The following is a 21,275-nucleotide window of genomic DNA, read 5'->3' on the forward strand; positions in this document are numbered from 1 at the left end:
ATGAATTCAAAGGATTTGTTTAATAGTCCCGTAGAAAATGGTGCAAGGATCGTTATCCTGCTTGCTGGACTTAATCGTGAGATCGATTTAGACGAACTTATATTTCTGGATTACGCGGCGATTTATAGCGATGACTTCCAGGGCGGCCCAAGCTTGCACCCAATGCTCATGAATCGTCTTGCCGAGCTTGTCCGCAGGCGAGAGGTGTTTCCCGGCGCTATGAAGCTTTTCACGTCGAAAGGGATGATCACCTCCAATGTGAATGAGCAGGGGGTTCGCTATCGTATTACACCAGCGGGACGCGATTTCGCCGAAATGCTATCTACTGATTACCATACAGATTTTCGGCGGCGTGTGTCATGGGTAAGTAACAACATCGACTATCTCACCACCCAACGCCGCACCATCTACAAAGTTGACAGGGCAATCTAATGTTTATTGAGAGTGTTGTCGTTAGCGGCCCTGATCTTCCAGACGCTGCAGTTTACTTTACCAAGGGCGCCAACGTTGTACAGGGCGGTTCTGACACCGGAAAGTCCTACATCGTACAATGTATTAAGTTTGCGCTCGGGTCGTCGAAGCCCCCAAAACCGATAGAGGTCTCAAAAGGCTACACCACCGTTAGGGTGAAATTCGAGAACGACGACGCAACCACGTTCACCATCGAAAGACCGCTTGCAGAAAACTCTAAGGCAACACTGATTGACGAACAGGGCAGGGTTTCAGTCCTGGGCACCAAGCACAGTGCCAATAACAAATCGACGCTCTCTAGCCATTTCCTGGACAAGCTAGGACTGGATGGGAAGCTGTTGCTTCTGGGCTCTGAATCGCTGAGAAGCGGCGCTTTCTCTCTTCGTGACCTTGAGAAAGTTTTCCTGATCGATGAGTCGAGGATTGTCGCCGAATACTCTCCACTGGGTACTGGCCAGGTCATGGAAAAGACCAAAGAAAATTCGATTTTGAAGCTGCTGCTAACAGGTCGGGATGATTCAGCAGTTAAGTCAGCCAAAAAAGACTTGGAGTCAAAAGGGGCCCTGAAGCACAAGGTCACGGCTGTCGAAGAAATCATCAGCAAGTTTTACCCAGGCGAGGATGCCTCCCAACTTCTTCAGCTCCAGAAGTTGAATTCGTTTAACCATCAGGTCGCCGGCCGATTGGAGCAGGCAGAGGCAGACCTGAAAAGCGCGTTCCAGTCAAGTAAAGGCCTGTTCCAACAAAAGGCCCTCCATACCTCAGAACTGGAGCTCGTCGACGTTAAGATAGCTGAAGACAAAGCCCTTCTTGGTCGATTCGACATGCTTGGCAAAAAGTATGAATCTGACCGCCAACGCCTTCTCGGGATCGAACAGGCAGCGGTTCTTCTGGATGCATCCGACTCAATGCTTTGCCCAACCTGTGGCAATCACTTCGACTCTGAGTCTTGCACGGCCAATGTTGAAGACATCAAGAAGGGCGTTACCTTTGAGCTGAACCGTATTTCCCAGAACATCCAGGAGCTTGGGGAAGCCCAAGGCGCCTTATCAGCCGCCATAGAGAAAAATACTTCCAGTGCGCTGGCGATCAAGGCAGCCATTGCAGTGTTGGAGAAGCAGATCGCCGCAGAGCTTGAAGAGTCGGTGCAGGCAGTCAGCGACCTTAAAGAGCTCTCATCGAGTATCAGATTCGACCTATCCACCATCGATCAACGAGTCGCTGATAAAGCCAAGCTCAGCGACGAACTGAAACGGCTAGGGGCTTTACTGCTCGAAGAGCAAGCAGGCTACACAGCAGAGAGCTTTGAAGAGGCTGTGACACCTTTGGTGGCGGAAATTCAGTCTATCTTGGAGCGCTGGGGTTTCCCTGGCTACCTCCCAGTCGACTTCGATTTCAAGGCAAGAGACATCACTATCGGTGGCAGCGCCCGTGGTAATTTCGGGAAGGGCTATCGCGCCGTCGCCTTCTCTGCATTCGTGCTGGGCTTGATGAACCTGCTAAAGCTTTCAGGACGCCATCCTGGTTTCGTCGTGTTGGACTCGCCGCTGACTACCTACAAGGAAGGGGATGACCAGCCTGAAGATGAGGCCGATGCCATCACCGGCGACCTGATTTATGGATTCTATCGAGACATTGCAGATAGCTTTAGGGACTCGCAGATCATCATCTTCGAGAACAAAGAGCCGGATCCGTCTGTGATCCCGATGCTCAATTACCAGCATTTCACGAAAAATCGGAACAACGGTCGATATGGTTTCTTCACATTGAGGGACTAAGCACCTTGCTCCCGTAGTGATTGATCACCACGATGCGACGTGGTGGTTGATCCAGGGGCCGAGCAGGCAGACGTCAAGCGGCGCCACCTCTGCCGTCTTCGCGAAATAAGCACAGGGTGGTGTCTTCATGTAGGGGGAATACCTGGATTCCCCATTAAACAGCGTCCTTTCCTTCGCTTTTCAGCCACAGGGTGATCCTTAGCGATCAGCCGTGACGTTTGAAGCGGGGAGGGAAGCCGCAGAATACCGTCCCACTGTATTCTTGAGTCAGTACCCAGCTTGCAGTGCCCGCTGACCCTTGTTCGCAAACTTCCTTCCTGGATCATCACTCCCTCAACCTACTGCTGCCGCGAATCCTTGAACTGCGGCCAAGTGACGTCATAGCGCGTGTGGTAGCCGTGAGAGCGCAATTTACTGAAGGTTTCGGAGTAGGGCGTGAAGTAGTACACCAGCTCCTGGTGATGAGCTTGGTGAACACCGATCCGATAGCCGATATAGGAGCCAGGTACCAATGTACCTTGGTTCGAGTCCAGCTCAGAAATTCTCCTTCTCGTCAGGTCGCTCAAGGAGACCGCATGTATAAGAACGTGAGTTTTACGGCTCGCGAGCTATTCGATCGAGCCTGGTCTACACCGGTTCTGAGGCTGGCGCGGGAGATTGGTGTTTCAGATGTCGCGCTGAGCAAGGCATGCAGGAAGGCTGGCATTTCACTGCCGGCTCGTGGACATTGGGCCAAGCCCGCCGAGAACCGCCCCAGCAAGCCCGCTCCGCCGAACTCTACCGAGCTGATTACGTTTCGCGTATTGGACAGGACGATGCTACCTCCAGCGCCGCCCAAACCGCCCAGCACTCCCAAGCTAGAGAAACTCAGTGTGCCGGACAAGTTAATAGACCCCCACCCGCTGGTGCGTAAATGGCTCCAGGCGGTCAGGGCTGCGAAGGATGTTGAAGGACGGGTGGAGCTACGGCGCGAGCGGGTGTTGTATACCCGTATTTCGCGTGACATGGTCGATCGCGCTGCATTGCTTCTGGACGCCTTGATAAAAGACAGCTCAAAACGCGGATGCATTTGGGCGGTGGATGATCACAACCGAACCACGGTAACGTTCGACGGGGAGATGGTTTACGTGACCCTGCGAGAGCGTATTGCAAAAGCAGTGAAACCTCCGCCACCCCCAGAGCCCCAGCCCAAGCGGCGCCGGATGCGTGAGCCGGTGATGTGGTTGGGGCGACGGGAAATCTACGTCTATAGCTCGACTGGAGAATTGACGCTGATTGCTCAAGAAAAGCCAGACGTAGGGTCGCAGAGGAGCTGGACAGACAGTAAGACGGGCCACCTGGAAGACAAACCTCATCAGTTCTGCACAGGTCTCGCCAAAGTAATAGAGCGGATGAGGGCGTATCGGGCGAGCATGGAGGAGTGGCGCCGTCAGCGTGAGAGTGAAGAAGCCATTCGACGCCAAGCCATCATGAAAGCAGAGCACCAGCGAGCGCTGCCGCTGCGTTTAGTGGAGAACATGGAGAAGTGGGAGCAAGCGGTACGCCTGAGAAGGTTCATTGATGCCGTAGCAGCTGGCATTGGCGAGGTCAGCGAGGAGGAGGGGCTTCATGTGAAGGCGTGGGTGGAGTGGGCGAGGGAGCACGTCGATGTACTCGACCCTCTGGGCAAAGACGCCACCACCTCGCTTGACTGAGCAACCCAGAGGGCCGCTGCTCTTTTGAAAGAGCGCTCATAGGTGGCGCCCTCAGGCGGCCGAGCTTGCTCCGCGCCTGGTTAGGATGATTGTCGGAATGGCAAGTCAGATTGACTGTAAACCACTTTTTCACACTGTAAACCAAGCTGGTTAACAGTATAGAAAGCAGGTTTACAGGTCTACGATTGGCTTCGGTTCACGGGTGGCTTGGCTGGCCGGCTAGCATCGCCTATCTGCGAAAGAGCTCCAGTACCGACTCATTGCAATCCGCAGCATCTGGTCGCAAAGCAGTCGACGACAATCAATGCTAGGCACAACCTCATGCCACGAGCTGAGATACAGCCAGAAAGAAGCGATCTTGCACGGCTCGTGCCGGCGAATGGTAAACACCGATGTTCAAACTCAGGTCGGCGCTGCTACAACACCCGCTAGCGCAGCCTCAGCCGGTCTCCCATGGCCGACTACGCGACGCCCAACAGCTTTTCCAGCTGCGCATGTTCCCAGGTGCTCAGCAGCTCTACAGGATCAGTGCTGTACGACTGCATCGAGTCGAAAACGTAGGCTCGCCCCTCTGGGCTGTAACAGCTGTCGCAATAGTCAAGCGTGTCGCAGTCGTTATAGAACGTGAGCACCCAGCCATCGGCCTCGACTGTCATCAAACCGCAGTAGATTTCAGCCCACGACTGCTGACCTAGTCGTCTCATGCTACGAACCCCGAGAGCGATGTCCCGCAGGATCTGATAAGCCTCGCGGGCTGTCAGTGGTTTTGCTTCCAAAAGAACGGTACCTGTATCTGGGTGTTGTCGGTCTATCCGTGTCCGACCTGGGCTGACCGAATGGTAAATGAAACCTTGCGTGTTGAGCGTGTTGCGCGGACATCAATTTGGTAGCCTTCGGCCCTTTGGAGCCTACTCATGACAGCCAATGCCCAGTCCAAGCTCAACGCCCGGTACGGCGCCCCTGACATTCCGCCGGTAACGCAATGGAATGAGGTCATTGAGCAACTGCTGGATCACCGGAGCGTCCGGGCATTCACTGATCAACCTCTGCCCGAAGGCACGATCGAGACACTGGTCGCAGCAGCCCAGTCCGCATCGACATCTTCCAATCTCCAGGTCTGGAGTGTCGTCGCCGTTCAAGATGTCGATCGTAAGAAGCGACTGTCAGACCTGGCCGGCAATCAGGCCTATATCCATCAAGCGCCACTGTTCCTAGTATGGCTTGCAGACCTGTCTCGGGTCTCGCGCATCGCGGAGCAGGCAGGGGTAGAGCTGGAGGCGCTGCCGTACCTGGAAAGCTTGCTGCTCGGCACGATCGACGCAGCTTTGGCAGCTCAGAACGCTGTGGTTGCTCTGGAGTCGTTGGGGCTTGGCAGCGTATACATCGGCGGCATCCGTAATGACATCGAAGGTGTCGCCAAAGAGTTGGGGCTGCCGCCACAGGTCTATCCCGTCTTCGGCCTGTGCGTCGGCTATCCATCACCTGACCGTCCTGCAAAGGTAAAGCCGCGGCTGCCGCAGCAAGCCGTACTGCATCATGAAACCTATACGATCGCCGGCGAGGAGGGCGTCCTCTCGGAATACGATGCGCGCCTGGGTGCGTTCTATCAGCGTGAAGGCATGAAGGCCTCGGGCTGGTCGGAGCAAGTGGTCAGCAGACTGCGGAATGTTTCGAGTCTGCATGGGCGTGAGGAGCTTCTGGGTGAGCTGGCGCGGATGGGCTTTGGGCTGCGGTAAAGCTCATCGTAGGCTTGCTGAACCCTTCAGCTGGTGTGCCGCTCGCTAGGTTTTCTGGTGTGGCCGCGAGCGGCTCAAGACGGTTCTTCATCATATGGGCGCCGGTCTCAGGTTTTGAGGTCGTCCGGGTAGTCTTCAACTGGTAAATGGCCAACCGGGCCGTCAGGCTTATGCTGCGATTCCTCAAAGTGCATTGCCAGGCACAGATAGATCAGCGCAGCCCTGGACAGCTTCAGCATCAACAGGCTCTTCGCGGCGAGGTCATCCCTGTCGAGCACAAATGCCAAGTGATCAGTCCAGAGTTCTGAGGACTCGCCAATCCAATGGCAAGAATCCACGATTTTGGCGTACTTGTGCTCAAGGTGGTTTCTCAATTCATCAAGCGCCTGAGCATCAGGTCGAGCTACATCCTTCAGCTCCTTGGAGTAGATGTCTTGGGATACCCAATAGAGCGCGCGAAGCGGAAGATTCCGGGTGAACATGAATTCATCACGCACAACCCGCGGCTGGAGTAGACGACCATTTTTGTCCGATTTGAACCATACAGTCCGAAAGCCTACCGCCTTTTCGGGTATGCCCAGCTTCCAATAGGCATTGATAAAGTAGGCAACCTTATCCAGCAACGAATAGGCGCTGCGATAGGCAGTCTTGATCTGCTCCAGACCCATGCCATAGAGCGCGTAGTCGCAATTGAAGGAAAGTGCCATGCCCCTGTCTGCTACATGACCGGGTTTGGCGTGTTCTCCTAGGTAAAGACAATGGCGGGCGAACCCGTACTCCTGCTTCAGCTGGTTGTAAAAGCCTAGGTACGTGATTCCAGCGTCGGCGTCATGATCGGGTAACCTCAGTACGTCTTGAGCGGCGGCGGGAAACGCTCCCAGGTCGTTCATGGGATTGAGGAATAACTCTTCCTCAAGGCACCATCGCCGGTAATGCCGCTCCTCCTTCGAGGAACCGAGGCTGTGCTCTAACAGCTCTGCATCATCATCGTCGTCGACGGATTCGGCTAGCCTGGCGTGATGCCATTTGAAAAACTCTATCGCTTCAGGATAGGTAGCGCCATCACGGCCCACTCCACCCGCGATGGCTAACCCCAGCTTGCGCCGTGCATGCACAAGGAGCCAATACGTATGACCAGGGTCGTATAGCGCCTTGCCATATTGAGCCAAGCCAAGGCCAAGGTTGCCCAGGGCCATACCCAGGATCGGATTATCCTCCAAGGCCTTGCGCCATTCCCCAAGCGCCTCGATCCATCGTCCACACACCTTGAGCGCATTGCCTAAGTTGCAGTGGATTCTGGAGCGAAGGATTGGTGACAGCTCTTTAAAACCTGTGTGCTGTATAGATGCGCGCAAGAAATAAAGCTGTTTGAGCAGAGCAGGGTGGTCAAGGGTATCGTCCTCCCATGACTGCACCTCCAGCTTCCTCAGCGCGGCCCATGCATTGGAACATGAGTAGAAAACGAGGCATCCGTTCTCCGGCTCGATGCGCGAAGCCACTAATTCCGCTAGCTCCGTCGCACGCCGCAAGATACCTTCATCGGCGCCGTCATCTGCAGCATCGATCAATGAGTCATAGAAGCGTAGAAGACGAGGAGAGTCGCCTGGGTTGCGAAGCTGTTCATTCAATGCCTTCAGAAGGTGAGAGCGGTCGTCTGCATGGGGTTCATAACCCTGCTCAGCAAAACGACGGGCGAAATCGTCCATGGGTAATCACCGCGATGAGAAGCTGACTATCTTAGCTGCCTTGAAAACATTCAGCGCCTACAACCGCGTAGTCAAAAGGTTGCCATGTCAGCATTAATTGGATGGCTCATGCACGAGCATCGCTCATCGAGCAGGACGACCCGCAACATTGATCCTGAGGCGCTCAGTGCTTCCACAGTTACCAGCCCCGTTGAGCACCGATCGGCGGGCTAAGATCATTCAACGTGTGAAAAATTAAGAGGCGCACCTATGGCAGTAGTGTTCTTTCTACCCTGGGTGGCTGCTGCCGAAGAGCTGCGAATCGCAGATATGCGCCTGATCCCGTACGAAAGGGGCCGTTTGCCTGGTGAGGTCTTGGGCATCCCGCAAATAGCTTTCGACGGTGTCCTTGGCAATTACGGCGACCGGGGATTCGGATCTCACCCCTCTCAACCGATACATCAGGCGGCACTCATCATCTGGGATGATGACACACCTGGACTGGAGGTTTCAGACGCTCAGATCCAACAGCGATTGCTAGAGAGCTCCTACCTCGCATTCTCTGCCATGGCAGCCCGCTCGCTATGTTCAATGTTCGGGTACTACAACGCCGACACTCTCCAAGTCGTGGCGCAGCGGTTCGATGTCGCCTCACCGGGTCATTCCTGTATGACCACGCGCCGGCGTGACGGTGGAACACAAAACATGTTGGCGGGGAGTGGGGGGCTCAAGTTCATTCGGCCTTACCACGTCGACAATCGCACGCAGATCTCGCTCGACACGCCACTGCTCGAAGCATTACTCAAGCTACCTAATGGGGAGCTTAAGGAACGCATCGACGAGGCGGTGGTTTCCTTCCTCAGAGCAAACACCGATGCCACATCCATGGATGAGCGATCTGAGCTGATCCTGATGAGGATTGCCATAGACACGTTACTCAACGTCCCACATGACAAAGCCGCCTTCCGCAGGGCTATTAACGAACACTTCGATGAGCTACCGAACCCGCCCATTTGGCATAAAGGGAGCCTAGACGAATCGCGGTGGCGCGAGCACTGGGACAAACACGTCAATCGCCCAGTCGACGCTTGGGTTCACGATTTCTGTGCCGCTCGTAACGCCGCAGCTCATGGCCCCGCAAATGGTGAAAAAGGGAGTATCTGGCCCCGCCATAATCACCTCATTTTTTCCGCCTGGTTGCTGCCCCTAATCGTCAAGAAGCTGCTCGCTCAAGCGGGGATTTATAAACTCAGCGCCGAGAACAAGGTCGCCCGGGCGGGATTTGAGGTTTTTCTGGCCCACGACCTGCTGGCTGTCACCGAGGAGGAGGGTACAAACGTTTGGTGGCAAATAGCGGAGTCTGAGCTTTTTCAGCCTCTGCTTGCTGAGCAATTGCAGCAGGCGCTGAGTGAGACGTCTGGAGAGTGAGCGAGCCTTATGGCTCTAGGCCCTAAGCTCCCGCAGTGGTCGTGTGTGGCTAGCCGCTGAGCATCGGGTACACTATTCGGAATGTGCGTCCGCATCCCAGCACGCTCAAATTTCCAAAGGAGTAGGAGATGGGCATTTTCAGCTGGCTGTTCAACAGGCCCAAGGCCGTCAAATCCAATACCGCAGCAAAGCACCAGCCCGCTCAGGCTCAATCCCAGGTCGCTCAGCCAGATCTCCAAGCTATCCCTCAGATCCAACGTGACAAGCATTTCCTCAGAGTCGATTCGCTCAGTTTCTCAGGCGTCTATCAACTGTCTAAGTCCAAGAAGTGGGCGATCGCCTGGAGAGACTCCGATCCGTCAGCGGGTCGGGGAGGTCACAGAGAATCCGGTTTAGGGGCCTACGTGCTTGCAGATGCGAGCAGCGGTACCGTTGCCTGTCATGGGAGTATGCCTAGGCCAAACAATGGCCACGTGTGTGACACCGGCGTGTTTTGCCTGGAAGATTGGCATTTTGGTAGCACCCTGTCTGGGACGTTCAGCGTTTTCGATCCCAGCGGTTCTGTGATCTTAGCTAAAGAGCTGACGGCAAATATTTTCACCAGTGGTATTTCCAGGCACGGGAAATACGCATTCTGCGCAACCGCCAACAGCCCAACCGATCATGGCAACAAGGTGTTCCTGTTTGACCTGGTCAATCGGGTCGAAATGTACAGCGTCACTCCGAAGGCCGGATGGCCTGATAGCTACGAAGTGGACGAGAGTACAGGAGAACTCATGGTGTTGTTCAAGGACATGGGGAGCTTCCGGTACAACGTTCACGGCCAATTCATCGATGCTGATCAGCTCGGCGATGCCAACCTCAATTCCTCCCGTTACGACCGCATCATCCTCGCCGCAGAAAAGATTTTAGGGGAGGGCGACCTGACAGACGAGCGCACGCTGGAAGTCCTGACCGCTGTACGCCGTGCCCGTACACTCGGCGCAGATGAAAACCCTGCCTGGAGGCCCACAGCGCTCAAAGTCCAGGGGCTTGCGCACGAGCAGCTAGGCCAGTACCCCGAAGCAGTCCAAGTCTATGAGGAGTCGCTGGCTTTGAATCCAAAAATTGGCGTTAAGCGCAGGCTGGCATCGGTGACCAAGCGGATCAAGGCTGAGTAGCTGGGGTGAGCCAACTCCTGTAAAACACGGTTTTTAGTTAATCCAAAATATAACCGGCCAGATCAATCCCACTCCATCCCGGAATTTGAGATGGTAAGGCTTGGTCTCTTCTGGGAGAGGTCACTCCTGCTGTCGCTACCATCATCATTCACGAGTCAAATAAGGTTAGAGAGCGTTGAGCATTTCCTACACCAACCCTTCAGATGAAACTAAAGCTAAAGAGTCCGCAGTCCGTGCCTTATTCGGTGTGAGCCTAGTGATCTGCGTTATGTTTGCCATCGCAATCGCATGTAATAACGGTACTGATCCAGAACCCGACAAATTCGCCATTTATATGTGCGGCGTCGTGCTGGGCTCGATTTATGTGTTTTTGGGCTTGGTTGAAGTAACCCTAATGAATCGCCTCATCAATCTGAAGTCTAGTTTGTTGTTATGGGCTTTCTTTGTTGCATGCCTAGGTTACGTCGCCAGGGCAAAGGCATCAGTGGATATCAACACTATATTCCACATGGAAGCCAGTGCTTTTCCGATGACCTTGATGGCGAGCACTCTGTTGCACATGATCAATTTCCTGTTTTTATTTTTCGTCGCCTCAGGCATAGCGTGCTTCGTCTTGGCAGCCCTTTCGGTGATGCAAGGACACCATCATGGTAAAGGGTTCATGCTTATATTCTGCCAAGTTGTAACAGGGCTCGCATTTATAATCATAACCCTATTTTCGCATTTCAGGATTGACAAAGATATTCAGAGGCTTCAAATGATCTACAGGATCGCTCAGTCTGTAGATTTCAATGCGCACTCTCCTTGCGCGAATATCGATAGCTCCACAACAACCATGGTATTTCTGGACGCCAATAAACGCTTGGCTCTTGTTGCTCCAACCCTAGATGAGTTTGCAGGGTTCGAGTGGAGAAAAGTGTCTTATCTGCGCTCGGTGGCTATCCCAGAAGGCTTCAAGACCGTTACGTGTGAATATTCGGCCTTAAGCGAAAACCCGACATCAGTTTGGGTTCAATGAATGGCATCAGTCGAGTACTTTTTTTGACTTAAGCCTAGCCGGTCACTGCATCCACGTCCGGCCGAGCCCTAGAGTTTCAGCTCGCTGCAAGCCGGCGGGGGTTAGCCTATTTCATCAGGGGCTCTTGTTGTACCCCTATCAAGGAAAGATTGGAGTAGGGCGCATCTGCCTGGCAGACAACGTTGACCTTCCTTGTAGACCACTGAGCAAAGCACCTGCCTTGCCCAATCCATAGTTCTCCAGCCTGGTTTCAAAAGCAGGCAAAAAAATCGAGCCTCCATCAGTCGACTAATTCTTGTGATGCTTGCCGACTGCTCAGTAATGCATTGATTCCGCAAGAGGATTTAGGGCAATCTATTAAGTATACTTAGTATACCATTGAAGCAATTAACAATATATTGTCTAAGCCTTAGCCTTGAAAAGTTCCATGCTGCGTTTTTAATTGAGATCACTACCCACTGACGAACGATGAAGAACCACCTTGACAAGCTTAGCCGACGTCCTACTCTCAATCCCACGACGCCAATGAGCAGGTTTGCTACATGGCTTCAATAAAGCGGGGAGAAGATCAGATGAAAAATGACCCCAGAGTTGTGCAGGTGGACTACACGGTCATAGATTGTCTGTTCGCCGACGAAGCCCCCTCTGCAGTAGAGCAGAAATACAAACTGGTTACTTATCAAGACTCCAAAGCTGGCGTCCTCCTTAATTATAACCTGGAGCCTATTAGTCCAGACGACCTGAGCGAAACGGATGAGGATGGGCAGCTGCCCAAATAGCTGCTCAAGTATCCCGTTACTCACCATATGACCTTATCTAACCCTGGAGAGCCGTTCCCGGTTGAAACATCAATCTGGAACGGCTTTGGCTGGATGAAAATCGGCGACCAGTGAGATCTACGACCAGGGCACCGAGGGCAGATCATGCACCACGCCCTTCAGTTTGCTGCCCATCCGAACCAAGTGCAGGTACCTCACTTCCGGTCTTTACCTCGGTGGCAGTCAACATGGACGGAGCTACTTCTGACCAGAATGGGACTACGAAGGCGTAGGTGATCTCCGCATTCAGCTTCACCAGCTTGCATGGACGCTCCGCCCAACGTCATGGCCACAATCCGAATCCAGATCATGAGGGAAAAACTTGAGGTGGAGCGCAAACTGCCGCAAATCTTCGTCCGCGACAGGCGCTTCGTTGTAGTGCTCAGCAGCAGCTCTAATAGCCGCGTACGCAGCCCTGTTCCGTTCATTGCTCCCTTCAGCATGAACGCGGGCGTACCAGGTGTCGTGCGACAGTGAGCCGAGCGCAAGTCTCACAACCTCGACAGCGCTTTCCATGTGCGACGAGCTTGCTACGTGATAAACGATCAGGTTGTCGTCGACTCCTCGCTGGAATGGCGGCGCAATGAAGTCGAGCCATGCAAGACCCACGGACTCTTTGAAAGCTTCGTTACTGGCGATCGCCCGAGGCGACCGCTTCATCTGCATTCTGATGGTAGCTTTCTGGCCGGAGCTAGGAGATACAGAGCGGCTCGGATGCTTACCCCATGGAGCTATTTTCGTGCAGGGAAAAACGAAGAGGAGGGCGGATGTAACGATCATGCACTCGATTTTTCGTTGGCCGGGGCGTCCAGGTTTAGGGGGGGTTCGTCCAGAAGTGGCGAAACGCTGACACCGGCTCTTGGGCACTCAAGGATCATGAAATCAGATGGACTGAGGAGGGCGGTCTTGCTTCGCTGCTTGAGTAGACTTGCGTAGTTTTAAACATCTAACTCCCTAGTCCAGCAAATTAGAGAAAATGTTTATCTTGATTGATTCGATCTTGAGTAATGAATCACAAACGTTATCGCACCAGTCTATGATTCGAGCTGCTCGCACAACCATGTCGTGATCGCCACCGGAGATGCGGACAAATGGAGCCCACTTAGGATTTGGTATCACGCTCTTAATTTCCACATGCAGCCTTGCCTGGGCATACCTAGTCGTCCAGCTAGCAGGCGGCGAAAGACAAAACTCGTAAAACTCCCGACCATCAAGCGGTCTCAAAGAATGAAGGCATTTTTGTTTAACGTAGATTGACCACAAAAGCAGTTTTTCAAGCGCCACTAGCTTAAGCCGATCCGCACTGCACGATCGATACGCTCGAATTACCTCAAACGAGTCCATCGCGACGGTGAAGCATTTTTTAGGAAAGCAGCTTTCGACATAGGCTTGGGCCTGTGGCTTCGTAAAAACTAGTACGTCTCTCTGGTGCATGCCAAATAATGGAGGCGGGCGATTCTGTTTGTGGTAATGCGTGTCCAGATCCGCAGTATCTTGATGATGAATGACTCCGCGTGCTTTCGATAGCTGCTTACGCGTCCATCCCAACCGGTACTGGCGCGACGTTTCGCTGGGTGACGGGCGAATCGGTACTGGCTGATCGAGCAGAGTGACGCGAAAACCCACGGCTCGATCAAGCAACTCACTCGGAGAACACTCCAAGCCAGGCATTTTGGGGAGTCTCCACATTAACTTATTGAGCAACGCCTCCGTGAGTATTGGATCGACTTCGTCCACTGATGGAATGGCGCTCATACCCAGACCGTGCCTGTATCTGGCTATCGTGTCTATAAGGGTTTGAGGAACGGGGATACTGTAGTCCCGAAGATGACCTCGCATAGTGAAGCGCGGATCGTCCGAGCCTATTGATGAGAAGCACGACATCGAAAAGTGAAGTCGCGCTGAGCGCCACTCCTTGAAGCTGAGGCACAGGTGATAGCAGACCGAGCATACGAACAAACTACGCTCAGAAACCTTGGTGGACGGCGTCAGGTTGGCTAGGTATTGAAGGTACGCCTGGGCTTGGGAGTCGTCTTGCTCACTGAAGGGCATTCGGGGAGCTCTATACAAATCGCAGCTCGCCAGCTTGGGCTGTACACCCAAGTCCATGCTCAAAAACTTAAAAAATCGGTTTAGCACGTACCCAGATTCAGGGTCTGTTATTGGTTGGACGAATGGCTTCCAGTCTTCGCTAAGGCGCTCTGTGCCTTCATTAATGTCGAATCTCGCATCCCGAACGCCAATCCAAGTTTCTGGAGGCCGCGCGGAGAACGCGCTGAAGACCCTGAGATCTGCTGCCGTGAATTCAGCCAGTGGCTTCCTTGCAATGCAAATTGCCCAGAGGACGAATTTTTCTAGGAAGGTCACGATGCGAGGCTTGCTTCGCATGTAGGGAGGAAGGCTTTCGACGTACCGGCAAAAATAATCGTAGGTTTCGATTGCGTGTGTCTTTGCCGGGAATGAGGCTAGGTAGCCGAAGATCAGAGACGACTGGGTTACAAAACGCCCATCGGCTTCGATGACGTTAACGTCGGCTTCAGTACGGCGTGCGGTTTCACCGTGGTCGGTGAGGATTGATCTCGGGAACACCATGACGTCCTTGATGAGACCGATTGGAGCATGTACCAGCCCAATGTAGCTGAGTATCTAGGCTTGGCAAACCTTGAAGACAAACGCCTTGCGCAGCGTATCTTTAATCCGATTTGGCTCTGACAGCGATTAGTTGGAGTGAACAATGCGCTTTAAAGAAAGGCATATATTTCAAAAGGTTAGGTTCGGCGCAGACAGAGGTCTTAACATTTTTCCGTTTTGGTTCCGACAGGCTTGGACACAATAAAAATGACCCCAAACCCCTTACCATTCCGTTCTGGATTCGACAGTGGTCGGCCGTAACTCAGGTTGCGCATGAACTGTCGAGGGCAAGGCATTGGGAAAGGGCTGTTTCCGGTGACGCGACAGAATTCCGTTTTTGTTTCAACGCTCACAAGGCCAAAAGCATCGTGTCCGATTAGCCTGGGGGTGGCGGGAGATTGCCCAGTAACCTGGCATGACACGCAATTTAACATAATATACATTATGCGTAATACGATGCTACGTCTTGAGGGACAATGCCCACCTGATTTCAGCAGGCAAAACCCCTCTTGGCCATCGGCCAAACCTGCGTCGTCTCAAACCTGAGCGAAACCGCCATCCACGAACATTTCGCTCCCGGTCATAAAGCTGCTTTCTTCCGAAGCCAGGAACAATGCCGCGGCGGCAACTTCTTCCGGCTTGCCGATGCGGCCCAGTGGCAACTGCGTGATCATACCGTCGACGATCGCATCAGCCTGGCCCGTTGTGGCTAATGCCGAATCCAGGCCAGGTGTCGAGATCGGTCCTGGCGAAAGCACGTTGATGCGTATGCCCGTGCCTTTCAAATCCAGCGCCCAGCTCCTGGCGAAATTACGCAGCGCCGCCTTGGTGGCGCTATACACGCTGAATGCCGGTGTCCCCATGCTTGCCGTCGTCGAGCCGGTCAGGATCACCGAGCCGCCCGCGCTCATCAGCGGCAAGGCCTTTTGCACGGTGAACAATGTGCCTTTGACGTTGATACCAAACGTGCGGTCAAAAGACTCTTCAGTGATCGATCCAATGGGCTGGAAATCCCCAAGCCCTGCATTGGCGAACAGGATGTCGATCCGCCCCTTGTCCGCCTTGATTTGCGTGTAAATACGCTCAAGGTCGTCCAGCCTGGAAATGTCGCCCTGGATCGCAACGGCGTCATGGCCGATAAGCTGCAACGCCTTGTCCAGTTCCGCCTGACGGCGTCCCACGACAACGACCTGTGCACCTTCATCAGCGAAACGTATGGCAGCGGCCAGTCCGATGCCGCTGTTCCCGCCGGTAATGACTGCAATTTTTCCGATGAGCCTGTTCATGATGGTTTCCCAAGAAAAGTTGAGGCCCAACTGTAGATCCGCGCTTTTAATTTGAATAGTATGCACCTTTTGGTAAGTACCCAATCAGTGAGCACGAGCATGGCCAATAACGCTTTCAGTTGCGGGCTCGACGCGGCCCTTGCAGTCATCGGCGGGAAGTGGAAACCGCTGGTTCTTTATCATCTGGCGAAGGATGTTCACCGTTACGGCGAATTGAGACGCGCCATTGGCGGTGTGACCGATAAGGTATTGATCCAGCAATTGAAAGAACTGGAGCGTGACGAAATCATTGCGCGTATGGACTTTCAGGAGATACCGCCCAAGGTCGAGTATTCCCTCACGCCTTTCGGGCAATCCCTGGCCACTGCGCTGGGCGCGCTGTGCGCCTGGGGGACGGAGCATATGGAAACGGTCGAGCGCATCAGCGAGCGAAGAACAACCGCCCTCGCCCAGCCTTCAGTTTCCTGACGTTACCCAACTCAACTAAATGACTATTTAGTTGAGTTAAATCAATAAGTTAAATTAAAAACCATCAAAGGCGAAAACGATCGACTGACTGTGAGAGCTCACCTGCCAGCAAGGACAACTCATCCGTCGTCGAGGCCGTTTGTGTTATCACCCGGGTATTGTTTTCCGACATGCCCGCGATCATCTCCACTTGATGGGCAATTTCATTACTGGCCAGGCTCTGCTCGCTGATGGTGCGGGAAATATCGTTCACCAGTTCCGTGGTATTGAGAGTGGCCTGCAGAATCTCGCGGATGGCGCGCTCGACGTCAGCGGTCACCGCCATGCCTTTATCGACTTGGGCGACGCCCTCCTCCATGCTGGTCACCGCCTCCCGGGTGCTTTGCTGGATACGCCCGACCATGCTGGCGATTTCCTGGGTGGATGCACTGGTGCGTCCGGCCAGGCTGCGCACTTCATCGGCGACCACCGCAAAACCACGCCCCTGCTCACCGGCGCGAGCGGCCTCAATCGCGGCGTTCAGGGCCAATAGGTTGGTTTGGTCGGCGATCCCCTTGATGACCTGGATAATGCTGAAGATCGCTTCGGATTCCTTGTCCAGTGTACGGATCACCAAGGCCGACTGCTGCGCTGAACGGGCAATGCCGTCCATGTCACTGACGACCTGGTGAATCACCCGCCCACCATCGGTGGCCAAGGCTTGCGCCTGGTTGGCCATGGTCAGGGCTCGTCCGGCATGGCGGGTGATTTCCTCAATACTGGCGGTCATTTCACTCGCCGCTGCGGCCATGGTACTGGCGGCGGCGCTCTGCTGTTGGCTACTGCCTGACACCTGATGGCAGCCATGGCTCAGTTGCTCGCTCATGCCATTGACGCCATGGGCATTGCTGCGCACCACTTCGATCATGCCGCGCAAATCCCGCTGCATTGTGGCGAGGCTGCGGATCAGCGCGCTGGCTTCGTCCTTGCGTTTGGGCTCGATAATCGGCTCGCTCAAGTTGCCATGGGCAATGCTGTCGGCAATACGGCTGGCGGCCTGTAACGGCCCCATAATGCTCAGGGTGACCCAGCGCCCCTGCGCCAGGAGCAGCAAAAGACTGGCAATCAATACCGCGCCCAGGGTGAAGTTGGCATTGCTGATAGTCTGGCGCGTCTCGCTGCCGGTTTGTTGGGTGTTGTTTTCGATCAGGCCACTCAAGGTCGCCATCTGTTCTTCCAACTGGCTGAAAATGCTGTTGAACGCGCCCAGATCGGCACGAGCAGCCTCTGGATTCTCCAAGGCCAGCGCGACGATACGCTCGCTGGCGCTGATATAGGTGTCGAGACTCGGTTTGATTTTTTCCAGGGCGGCCTTGAGCGTGTCATCCAGCGGCAGCTTGAGGTTATCTCCCAATACCTGCCGGAAGTGTTCGGCATGCTCGTTCAGCGAGGCAGTGACCTCGGCTTTGGTGCTGGTGCTTTTGCCCAACCCCACCAACATGGCCGACAACACGTCGGCGCGCAGGGCGTCGTGCATCATGTCGGCTTCCATATGGTTGCGCAGCACCGTCATGCTGACCTCGCTGTCCCGCACGGCATCGCTCATCTGGTTATTCCCCAGATAACTGGCCAGGCTCATGATCAGGGCGGTGATCAACCCGGTCGCAATCAACAACATCAAGCGTAGTTTGATCGTCATGCTGGTTTTCCCCATAGCCTGGACCGCCGGTTGGTAGCCCTACCGCTTGAACATCACTGAACACGTTATCGGCTGAAGCTCTATGTTATTGAAGCCTAAGTTCGAGCAACTGCGCGGTTTACCTCAAAGCCGGTGCAGCGGCTTGTTTGCAGGCAAGCGGTTCTTTAAGCTGATCGGCCTTTGCTTCGCCCGGAACTGCCATGCCCAAACGTATCGCCCACCTCGCCGTGCTGTTGGGCCTGATCACCGCCGTCGGCCCCTTCGCCATCGATATCTACCTGCCCGCGCTACCGACCTTGGGTGCCAGCCTGAGCGCTTCGCCTTCGGCAGTGCAGATGAGCCTCACGGTGTTCTTCATGATCATTGGTGTGTGCCAGTTGTTCTATGGCCCGATCAGCGACGTATTTGGGCGCAAGCTGCCGATCTACGCCGGCCTGTTGATCTTCGCCGTGGGCAGTATCGGTTGTGCCTTGGCGCCGAGCATTGAAGTATTGATTGGTTTTCGCGCGGTTCAGGCCTTTGGTGCGTGTGCCGGAATGGTGATTCCCCGGGCGATTGTGCGCGACCTGTACACCGGCCATGAGGCCGCGCGCCTGATGGCATTGCTGATGCTGGTGATGAGTGTGTCGCCGATCCTGGCCCCGCTGGCCGGTAGCCTGGTCATCTCGCTCTGGAGTTGGCGCGAGGTATTCGTGGTACTTGCCGTGGTGGCACTGCTCTGCCTAGTGATGACCATCGTGCAACTGCCCGAAACCCACCCCGCCGAACGCCGGCTGGGCAAGACCCTGGGCAGCGCGTTCGGCAGCTACGGCGCCCTGCTGCGCGACCCGGTGTTCACCGGGTTGTCGGTGGTGTGCGGGTTTGGCCTGGCGACGTTCTTCGTGTTTATCGGCAGCGCACCGTTCGTATATATCGAGTATTTCGGCCTGACGCCGACCCAATTCAGCCTGTGCTTTGCGCTGAACGCGGCCTCGTTCTTTGCCATGAGCCAACTCACCGCACGCCTGAGCGCACACTTTGGCCTGGCGCCGTTGATTCGCTGGTCGGTGGTGGCGGTAGCGGCGGTCATGCTCGTGTTGGCCACCACCACGCTGTGGGGCAGCCACTTGGCCTTGATGATGACGCTGCTGTTTATCGGTTTTGGCTTTCTCGGCTTGCTGTTGCCGGCCGCCGGGGTGCTGTCCCTGGAGGATCATGGCGCGGTGGCCGGTTCTGCGTCAGCCCTGCTCGGTGCCATTCAGATGATCACCGCGGCCGCGTCCATGACCCTGGTCGGGTTGTTTGCAGACCACACTCCGGCCCCCATGCTACTCGGTATCGCGCTGTGTGCCGTGGCCGCAATGCTCACCACTTTATGGACCTTGCGCCGTCTGCCGGCACACTTGCGCTCCAGTGGCCTGCCTTCGCCGTAACCATTCGTCGGGCCTGGAAGGCATCCATTACAACTATCGCGGGCGGGCAAACACCTAATTCCATAGCACCCTTAAACAGCTATGGAGTTTGAAATGACCGACTACCCTCGCCCGCCTTTCGCCCCTCAAGCCCAATCGGTACCCGGCTCCCAGAAAAAAATGGACCCGTACCCCGACTGCGGCGAGCAGAGCTACAAGGGCTCAGGCCGGCTGGCGAATAAAATCGCCCTGATTACCGGTGCCGATAGCGGTATTGGCCGCGCCGTGGCCATCGCATTTGCCCGCGAAGGCGCCGATGTGGCGATCGCCTACCTGGACGAACATGAAGATGCCCGTGAAACCGCACGCTGGGTCGAGGAAGCCGGTCGCCAGTGCCTGTTGTTGCCCGGTGACATCGCGCAAAAGGCCAACTGCCAGACGCTGGTCGACAAGACCGTCGAACAGTTCGGTCGCATCGATGTGCTGGTGAACAATGCTGCCTTCCAGATGACACACGAAACCCTCGAAGAAATCGAGGATGAAGAATGGGTCAAGACCTTCGATATCAACATCACCGCGATGTTTCGTATCTGCAAGGCTGCCCTGCCCCATATGAAGGCCGGCAGTTCGATCATCAACACCAGTTCAGTCAATTCCGACATGCCCAAGCCGACGTTGCTGGCCTATGCCGCCACCAAAGGCGCGATAGCCAACTTCACCGGTGGCCTGGCGCAGTTGCTGGGCAGCAAGGGTATTCGCGTCAACAGCGTCGCACCGGGCCCAATCTGGACCCCGTTGATCGTGGCGACCATGCCCGATGAAGATGTGCAGAGTTTTGGCAGCGAAACACCGCTGGGCCGTCCTGGGCAGCCGGTAGAGGTGGCGCCGATCTATGTGCTGCTGGCCTCGGACGAAGCCAGCTACATATCGGGCTCACGTTACGCCGTCACCGGCGGTAAACCGATCCTCTGATCCTGCACATTACCCGGTGGGAGAGGCTTGCTCCCTCCCACACGGTTGAATAGTGCGCTGATCGTTTACAAATCAAACCGGTCCACCGCCCGCCGCCGCTCGTTGTCGTCACGCACGTCATAACTGGCGGTGGTCTGGATATTGGTGTGGTGCGCCAGTTTCTGTGCGATCGACAGGTCGTGCTCTTCGATCACCCGCGTGATAAACGAGCGGCGGAAATCGTGGGGCATGATCTTCACGCCGACCTGCTCACCGCGCTGACGGGCAATGTAGTAAATCGCGTGCTTGGTGATGCGCTCGCGTGTGATATGGCTGCCACGACGGATGCGGTTGAAGAGAAAGGTATCGTCTTGTTCACCTTCCTTGAGCTGTTCGCGGCGAAACGCCAGCCAGGCCTGCAACTTGGCGAAAGCCCAGTCTGGCGCGTACTTGACCAGCTCCTTGTTGCCCTTGCCGATCACCCGCAAGCTGCGTTCCTGGAAATTGATCTGCCCCAGGTCGAGGTTGACCGATTCCGACTTGCGCATACCTGAACCGTAAAGGATGCCGATCACAGCGGCATCGCGCAGGCCCTGGGGGCGCGGGTCGGCGGCGCAGACTTCCATCATTTCGCGGATCAGCGTGCGTCGCAGGTTGCGCCCCTGGCCCAGGCGGCTGCCAGGAGTCGCCTTGACCGAACGCATCTTCAACAGATGCTCCTGGCTGATCAGGCTGATGCGCCAGGCTTCGTTCATCACCCCGCGCACCGCGTTCACATACAACGATGAGGTATTGGGGGCATAGCCGTCCTCGCGCAAGGCAGCGACGAGCGCGATCACGTGTTCAGGTTGCAGCAGGTGCCAGTCAATGTCTTCGAGGTTGATGTCCTCGTACCCCAGGCGGTCGGCTGCGTCTTGCAGCACATAGCGCATGGTCAATTGGCTGGAGGGGGCCAGGCGAGTGAGATAGAGGGTCAGTGGATTGCGGATAGACTCAGTCAAGGTAGATCAGCCTTTGGATTAAATACCTCGATCAAGTCATTGTTAAATCGAGGTATTTAGTGAATGGCGAGGGGCGAGTCT

At 55.1% G+C, this 21,275-nt stretch carries 18 protein-coding genes and 1 pseudogene; 11 read left to right on the forward strand and 8 right to left on the reverse strand.

Annotated elements, in window-relative coordinates; genetic code table 11:
- Both QU606_RS19520 and QU606_RS19525 read left to right on the forward strand, forming a co-directional pair.
- On the forward strand, positions 1–432 hold the full coding sequence (locus QU606_RS19520; protein ID WP_178098667.1) for an ABC-three component system middle component 2: 432 nt from the start codon (positions 1–3) through the stop codon (positions 430–432).
- Positions 432–2,249 (forward strand): hypothetical protein, encoded by a 1,818-nt coding sequence (locus QU606_RS19525; protein ID WP_304997372.1) that lies wholly within the window; start codon positions 432–434, stop codon positions 2,247–2,249. The genes QU606_RS19520 and QU606_RS19525 overlap by 1 nt, the downstream gene beginning before the upstream one ends.
- 338 nt (positions 2,250–2,587) lie before the next feature.
- Here the strand turns inward: QU606_RS19525 and QU606_RS19530 are convergent, their stop codons facing one another.
- Positions 2,588–2,815 carry a hypothetical protein gene (locus QU606_RS19530; RefSeq protein WP_304997373.1) on the reverse strand — a complete coding sequence of 76 codons (228 nt, stop codon included), beginning with the start codon at positions 2,813–2,815 and terminating at the stop codon, positions 2,588–2,590.
- A 9-nt stretch (positions 2,816–2,824) separates the two neighbouring features.
- Here QU606_RS19530 and QU606_RS19535 point away from each other — a divergent pair, with 9 nt between their 5' ends.
- Entirely contained in the window at positions 2,825–3,943 is a 1,119-nt protein-coding gene (locus QU606_RS19535) for a hypothetical protein (RefSeq protein ID WP_304997374.1), read from the forward strand.
- Positions 3,944–4,404: 461 nt separating this feature from the next.
- Here the strand turns inward: QU606_RS19535 and QU606_RS19540 are convergent, their stop codons facing one another.
- Positions 4,405–4,719 carry a hypothetical protein gene (locus QU606_RS19540; protein ID WP_038450129.1) on the reverse strand — a complete coding sequence of 105 codons (315 nt, stop codon included), beginning with the start codon at positions 4,717–4,719 and terminating at the stop codon, positions 4,405–4,407.
- Between the two features lie 138 nt (positions 4,720–4,857).
- Here QU606_RS19540 and QU606_RS19545 point away from each other — a divergent pair, with 138 nt between their 5' ends.
- Entirely contained in the window at positions 4,858–5,679 is an 822-nt protein-coding gene (locus QU606_RS19545; protein WP_038450130.1) for an NADPH-dependent oxidoreductase, read from the forward strand.
- Between the two features lie 107 nt (positions 5,680–5,786).
- Here QU606_RS19545 and QU606_RS19550 read toward each other — a convergent pair whose 3' ends face one another.
- On the reverse strand, positions 5,787–7,385 hold the full coding sequence (locus QU606_RS19550) for an LA2681 family HEPN domain-containing protein (RefSeq protein ID WP_304997375.1): 1,599 nt from the start codon (positions 7,383–7,385) through the stop codon (positions 5,787–5,789).
- 249 nt (positions 7,386–7,634) lie between these two features.
- On the opposite strand from QU606_RS19550, the gene QU606_RS19555 reads away from it, so the two are divergent.
- From QU606_RS19555 to QU606_RS19570, 4 genes are all read left to right on the forward strand, one after another.
- Entirely contained in the window at positions 7,635–8,792 is a 1,158-nt protein-coding gene (locus tag QU606_RS19555; RefSeq protein ID WP_304997376.1) for a hypothetical protein, read from the forward strand.
- 128 nt (positions 8,793–8,920) lie between these two features.
- A complete protein-coding gene (locus QU606_RS19560; RefSeq protein ID WP_256200701.1) occupies positions 8,921–9,952 on the forward strand; it encodes a M48 family metallopeptidase in 1,032 nt (343 codons plus the stop codon).
- A gap of 175 nt (positions 9,953–10,127) precedes the next feature.
- On the forward strand, positions 10,128–10,970 hold the full coding sequence (locus QU606_RS19565; protein WP_304997377.1) for a hypothetical protein: 843 nt from the start codon (positions 10,128–10,130) through the stop codon (positions 10,968–10,970).
- Between the two features lie 572 nt (positions 10,971–11,542).
- A complete protein-coding gene (locus tag QU606_RS19570) occupies positions 11,543–11,749 on the forward strand; it encodes a hypothetical protein (protein WP_304997378.1) in 207 nt (68 codons plus the stop codon).
- A 993-nt stretch (positions 11,750–12,742) separates the two neighbouring features.
- Here the strand turns inward: QU606_RS19570 and QU606_RS19575 are convergent.
- Both QU606_RS19575 and QU606_RS19580 read right to left on the reverse strand, forming a co-directional pair.
- Entirely contained in the window at positions 12,743–14,377 is a 1,635-nt protein-coding gene (locus tag QU606_RS19575; protein ID WP_304997379.1) for a hypothetical protein, read from the reverse strand.
- Positions 14,378–14,955: 578 nt separating this feature from the next.
- A complete protein-coding gene (locus QU606_RS19580) occupies positions 14,956–15,705 on the reverse strand; it encodes an SDR family NAD(P)-dependent oxidoreductase (protein ID WP_069077397.1) in 750 nt (249 codons plus the stop codon).
- A gap of 99 nt (positions 15,706–15,804) precedes the next feature.
- On the opposite strand from QU606_RS19580, the gene QU606_RS19585 reads away from it, so the two are divergent.
- Positions 15,805–16,173, forward strand: a complete 369-nt coding sequence (locus QU606_RS19585; protein ID WP_024075414.1) for a helix-turn-helix domain-containing protein — start codon at positions 15,805–15,807, stop codon at positions 16,171–16,173.
- A gap of 64 nt (positions 16,174–16,237) precedes the next feature.
- Here QU606_RS19585 and QU606_RS33045 read toward each other — a convergent pair whose 3' ends face one another.
- Positions 16,238–17,101 (reverse strand): methyl-accepting chemotaxis protein, encoded by an 864-nt coding sequence (locus tag QU606_RS33045; protein WP_370531123.1) that lies wholly within the window; start codon positions 17,099–17,101, stop codon positions 16,238–16,240.
- A pseudogene (locus QU606_RS33050) lies at positions 17,096–17,866 on the reverse strand (MCP four helix bundle domain-containing protein); the annotation flags it as partial. The gene QU606_RS33045 and the pseudogene QU606_RS33050, both read right to left, overlap by 6 nt.
- A gap of 185 nt (positions 17,867–18,051) precedes the next feature.
- Between QU606_RS33050 and QU606_RS19595 the strand changes: the two are divergent.
- Both QU606_RS19595 and QU606_RS19600 read left to right on the forward strand, forming a co-directional pair.
- A complete protein-coding gene (locus QU606_RS19595; protein WP_304997380.1) occupies positions 18,052–19,263 on the forward strand; it encodes a multidrug effflux MFS transporter in 1,212 nt (403 codons plus the stop codon).
- Between the two features lie 93 nt (positions 19,264–19,356).
- The gene (locus QU606_RS19600) at positions 19,357–20,214 is read left to right on the forward strand and encodes an SDR family oxidoreductase (RefSeq protein ID WP_193689346.1); all 858 of its coding nucleotides are present in this window, start codon (positions 19,357–19,359) and stop codon (positions 20,212–20,214) included.
- A 65-nt stretch (positions 20,215–20,279) separates the two neighbouring features.
- Here the strand turns inward: QU606_RS19600 and xerC are convergent, their stop codons facing one another.
- Positions 20,280–21,194, reverse strand: coding sequence for a tyrosine recombinase XerC (gene xerC, locus QU606_RS19605; RefSeq protein WP_024075410.1), 915 nt, complete (start codon positions 21,192–21,194; stop codon positions 20,280–20,282).
- Positions 21,195–21,275: the final 81 nt, after the last annotated feature.

The organism is Pseudomonas sp. OVF7 (genome assembly GCF_030644265.1).
In the GTDB taxonomy this organism is placed as follows: domain Bacteria; phylum Pseudomonadota; class Gammaproteobacteria; order Pseudomonadales; family Pseudomonadaceae; genus Aquipseudomonas; species Aquipseudomonas gorinensis.

Excerpts from the sequence above, each read along its gene's own strand:
- QU606_RS19520 (WP_178098667.1), top strand. The coding sequence starts at position 1 with ATGAATTCAAAGGATTTGTTTAATAGTCCCGTAGAAAATGGTGCAAGG.
- QU606_RS19525 (WP_304997372.1), top strand. The coding sequence starts at position 432 with ATGTTTATTGAGAGTGTTGTCGTTAGCGGCCCTGATCTTCCAGACGCT.
- QU606_RS19535 (WP_304997374.1), top strand. The coding sequence starts at position 2,825 with ATGTATAAGAACGTGAGTTTTACGGCTCGCGAGCTATTCGATCGAGCC.
- QU606_RS19545 (WP_038450130.1), top strand. The coding sequence starts at position 4,858 with ATGACAGCCAATGCCCAGTCCAAGCTCAACGCCCGGTACGGCGCCCCT.
- QU606_RS19550 (WP_304997375.1), bottom strand. The coding sequence starts at position 7,385 with ATGGACGATTTCGCCCGTCGTTTTGCTGAGCAGGGTTATGAACCCCAT.
- QU606_RS19555 (WP_304997376.1), top strand. The coding sequence starts at position 7,635 with ATGGCAGTAGTGTTCTTTCTACCCTGGGTGGCTGCTGCCGAAGAGCTG.
- QU606_RS19560 (WP_256200701.1), top strand. The coding sequence starts at position 8,921 with ATGGGCATTTTCAGCTGGCTGTTCAACAGGCCCAAGGCCGTCAAATCC.
- QU606_RS19570 (WP_304997378.1), top strand. The coding sequence starts at position 11,543 with ATGAAAAATGACCCCAGAGTTGTGCAGGTGGACTACACGGTCATAGAT.
- QU606_RS19580 (WP_069077397.1), bottom strand. The coding sequence starts at position 15,705 with ATGAACAGGCTCATCGGAAAAATTGCAGTCATTACCGGCGGGAACAGC.
- QU606_RS19585 (WP_024075414.1), top strand. The coding sequence starts at position 15,805 with ATGGCCAATAACGCTTTCAGTTGCGGGCTCGACGCGGCCCTTGCAGTC.
- QU606_RS33045 (WP_370531123.1), bottom strand. The coding sequence starts at position 17,101 with ATGCAGCGGGATTTGCGCGGCATGATCGAAGTGGTGCGCAGCAATGCC.
- QU606_RS19595 (WP_304997380.1), top strand. The coding sequence starts at position 18,052 with ATGCCCAAACGTATCGCCCACCTCGCCGTGCTGTTGGGCCTGATCACC.
- QU606_RS19600 (WP_193689346.1), top strand. The coding sequence starts at position 19,357 with ATGACCGACTACCCTCGCCCGCCTTTCGCCCCTCAAGCCCAATCGGTA.